Annotated in this window: 3 protein-coding genes; all 3 read left to right on the top strand. The window is 72.0% G+C overall.

What is annotated here, in order from left to right; all coding sequences use genetic code 11:
* The coding region (locus AB0K09_RS32075; protein WP_366068912.1) for an ACT domain-containing protein at positions 1-250 on the top strand (250 nt) is incomplete at its 5' end.
* 23 nt (positions 251-273) lie between these two features.
* Positions 274-1338 carry a threonine synthase gene (gene thrC / locus AB0K09_RS32080; RefSeq protein WP_366068913.1) on the top strand — a complete coding sequence of 355 codons (1065 nt, stop codon included), beginning with the start codon at positions 274-276 and terminating at the stop codon, positions 1336-1338.
* A gap of 224 nt (positions 1339-1562) precedes the next feature.
* Positions 1563-2477 carry a homoserine kinase gene (thrB, locus tag AB0K09_RS32085; RefSeq protein WP_366068914.1) on the top strand — a complete coding sequence of 305 codons (915 nt, stop codon included), beginning with the start codon at positions 1563-1565 and terminating at the stop codon, positions 2475-2477.
* The last annotated feature ends 247 nt before the right edge of the window (positions 2478-2724 follow it).

The following is a 2724-nucleotide window of genomic DNA, read 5'->3' on the forward strand; positions in this document are numbered from 1 at the left end:
GGTCACGCGTTACCACATCAGTCTCGACGTCGCGGACAAGCCGGGTGTCCTGGCCCAGGTGGCCACGGTCTTCGCCGGCCACGGGGTGTCCATCGACACGGTCCGCCAGCAGGGCAAGGACGGCGAGGCGTCCCTCGTCGTGGTCACCCACCGGGCCGCCGACGCCGCGCTGTCCGCCACCGTCGAGGCGCTGCGCCGCCTCGACACGGTGCGCGGGGTCGCGAGCATCATGCGGGTCGAGGGCGAGTAAGGCGAAGGGAAGTTACGAAAGCAATGGCACACACCCATCAGTGGCGCGGCATCATCGAGGAGTACCGGGACCGGCTGCCGGTCACCGCGGACACCCCGGTGGTCACCCTCCGTGAGGGCGGCACGCCGCTCGTCCCCGCGCAGGTGCTCTCCGAGCGCACCGGCTGTGAGGTGCATCTGAAGGTCGAGGGCGCCAACCCCACCGGGTCCTTCAAGGACCGCGGCATGACCATGGCCATCACCCGGGCCAAGGAGGAGGGCGCCAAGGCGGTCATCTGCGCCTCCACCGGCAACACCTCCGCCTCGGCCGCCGCCTACGCCGTCCGCGCCGGCATGGTCTGCGCCGTGCTGGTGCCGCAGGGCAAGATCGCGCTGGGCAAGATGGGCCAGGCGCTGGTCCACGGCGCGCGCATCCTCCAGGTCGACGGCAACTTCGACGACTGCCTCACGCTCGCCCGTCAGCTGTCGGACAACTACCCGGTGGCACTGGTCAACTCCGTCAACCCGGTCCGCATCGAGGGCCAGAAGACGGCCGCCTTCGAGATCGTCGACGCGCTCGGCGACGCCCCGGACATCCACGTCCTCCCGGTCGGCAACGCCGGCAACATCACCGCCTACTGGCGGGGCTACCGGGAGTACGCCGCCGACGGCATCGCCTCCCGCACCCCGCGCATGTGGGGCTTCCAGGCGTCCGGTTCGGCGCCGATCGTGCGCGGCGAGCCGGTGAAGGACCCGCACACCATCGCGACCGCGATCCGGATCGGCAACCCGGCCTCCTGGCGTTTCGCCGAGGAGGCGCGGGACGAATCGGGCGGTCTCATCGACGAGGTGACCGATCGCCAGATCCTCGCGGCTTACCGGCTGTTGGCCTCGCAGGAGGGCGTGTTCGTCGAGCCGGCGTCGGCGGCGAGCGTGGCGGGCCTGCTCAAGGCGGCGGAGCTCGGGCTCGTCGACCCCGGGCAGCGGATCGTCTGCACGGTCACCGGCAACGGCCTCAAGGACCCGGACTGGGCGGTCGCGGGCGCGCCCCAGCCGGTTACCGTTCCGGTGGATCCGGGAGTCGCGGCGGCTCAGCTCGGGCTGGTGTAGCCGGGGCGGGTGCGGGTGGGGTGGCGGGAAGCGCCCCCCACCCCGCCGACCGGCGGGCAACGCCGCCGGTGCGCCCTATGTCGCCGGTGAACCTTCCTTCGATAGGCTGTGTTCACACCGCCCCGTCGCAGACCGCTGCCGCCCTCCACGCGGCATCGCCGTCGCGACCCTTGCGGATGTCACCCGCCACCACCCACGGCCAGACCAAGGAGAGTCATCGAGCGATGGCCGGTCCCGCCTTCCGTGCCGCCGCCGTCCGAGTGCGCACCCCTGCCACCAGCGCGAACCTCGGGCCGGGCTTCGACGCCCTCGGCCTGTCCCTGGGGCTGTACGACGACGTCGTCGTCCGGGTGGCCGAGTCCGGGCTGCACATCGACATCGCGGGGGAGGGTGCCGAGAACCTCCCGCGCGACGAGCGCCATCTGCTCGTCCGCTCCCTGCGCACCACCTTCGACGTGCTGGGCGGCCAGCCGCGCGGCCTGGAGGTCGTCTGCGCGAACCGCATTCCGCACGGGCGGGGCCTGGGCTCCTCCTCCGCCGCGATCTGCGCGGGGATAGTGGCGGCCCGCGCCGTGACCATAGGCGGGGCCGAGCGGCTCGACGACGCGGCGATGCTGGAGCTGGCCACCGAGATCGAGGGCCACCCGGACAATGTCGCCGCGTGCCTGCTGGGCGGCTTCACGCTGGCGTGGATGGAGGGCTCGGTCGCCCGGGCCATTCGGATGGACCCCTCGGATTCCATCGTTCCGGTGGTCTTCGTACCGTCCCGGCCGGTGCTGACGGAGACCGCCCGGGGGCTGCTGCCGCGCAGCGTCCCCCATGCGGACGCGGCGGCCAACGCCGGGCGCGCCGCACTGCTCGTCGAGGCCCTGACCAGGCGCCCCGAGCTGCTGCTGCCGGCCACCGAGGACCGGCTCCACCAGGACTACCGCACCCCGGCGATGCCGGAGAGCGTGGCCCTGGTCAACCGACTGCGGGCGGACGGCGTCCCCGCGGTCATCTCCGGTGCGGGCCCCACGGTGCTCGCGCTGGTCGCAATCGGTGCGGCCGACAAGGTCGCACGACTGGCGGGCGAGGGCTGGGCGGCCAACCGGCTGACCCTCGACGCCGGGGGGACGAGCGTGCTGCCGCTCGCCTGACCTGTGGTTTCGGGGCGCCACCCCGGGGCCGTGAAAAGACGCGGTTGCCGGTCTTGGAGAGGGGGAATGTTTGTGGGATCCGGTAGTGTTAACCTCAAGTCTGCACTCGAAGCCACATCGGCTGGGTGCTCTGTGTCCCGATCAGGGACCGCTTTTCTTCCGGGAGCCTCCCAAACTGCCTGAGCAGCCTGCCTGAGCAGATTCGAGCACGCTCCGGAATCGGCGTGGGCGACATGAGTGAAGTCAC

The sequence above is a fragment of the Streptomyces sp. NPDC049577 genome (assembly GCF_040675635.1).
GTDB lineage: Bacteria > Actinomycetota > Actinomycetes > Streptomycetales > Streptomycetaceae > Streptomyces.